Annotated in this window: 1 protein-coding gene; it reads left to right on the top strand. The window is 63.8% G+C overall.

The features are described from left to right. A partial coding sequence (locus AC13F7_RS18095) for a flagellin (RefSeq protein ID WP_483002546.1) occupies positions 1–785 on the top strand: 785 nt, incomplete at its 5' end. Positions 786–824: the final 39 nt, after the last annotated feature.

Raw genomic sequence — 824 nt, 5'->3', positions numbered from 1 at the left:
CCGACTTCAACGGCACCAAGCTGCTGGATGGCTCGTTCTCCAGCCAGCTGTTCCAGGTCGGTGCCAACGCCGGCCAGGCCATCGCCATCGACAAGGTCGTGGACGCCAAGGCCAATGCGCTGGGCGGTGCACAGTTTGCTACGGCGACCGTGGCAAAAGTCACCGGCGTCGACGATACCGCCGTTGAGATCGATGCCTTCCAGATCACCGACAGCAAGGGCAATGAGGTCAAGTTCGACAAGCTGGAAATGGCCAGCGTCGGCACGGGCGCTCAGAACGAGGTAGCCGCCGGCAAGGCACTGGCTGCACATATCAATGCCAAGATCGGTGAAACCGGCGTCTACGCCGAGGCCGACGACGCAGGCGCGGTGACCCTGACCTCGGTCAAGGACAGCGTGAATGATGCAGGCGTGGCGACCGTGTTCAGTACCGATCTCGACGGCGCCGGCACTGTCACGCTGGGTGACAAGCAGTTCGCCGAAAAGATCGACGTGTCCACCGTCAAGGGTGCCCAGCAGGCGCTGGAAATCGTTGACAAGGCGCTGAGCTCGATCAACAACACCCGCGCCGACCTGGGTGCGATCCAGAACCGCTTCACCTCGGTCGTTGCCAACCTGCAGACCTCCTCGGAAAACCTGTCCGCGTCGCGCAGCCGCATCAAGGACACCGATTTCGCCAAGGAAACCGCAGAGCTGACCCGCACCCAGATCCTGCAGCAGGCCGGTACGGCCATGCTGGCCCAGGCCAACCAGGTGCCGCAGAACGTGCTCAGCCTGCTGCGCTGATCCACGCCTGCAACGTCGGCGCCGGTCTGACCGGCGCCG

This window comes from Stenotrophomonas sp. K-6 (assembly GCF_056861555.1).
This window is presented reverse-complemented; position numbering and strand designations above follow the sequence as displayed.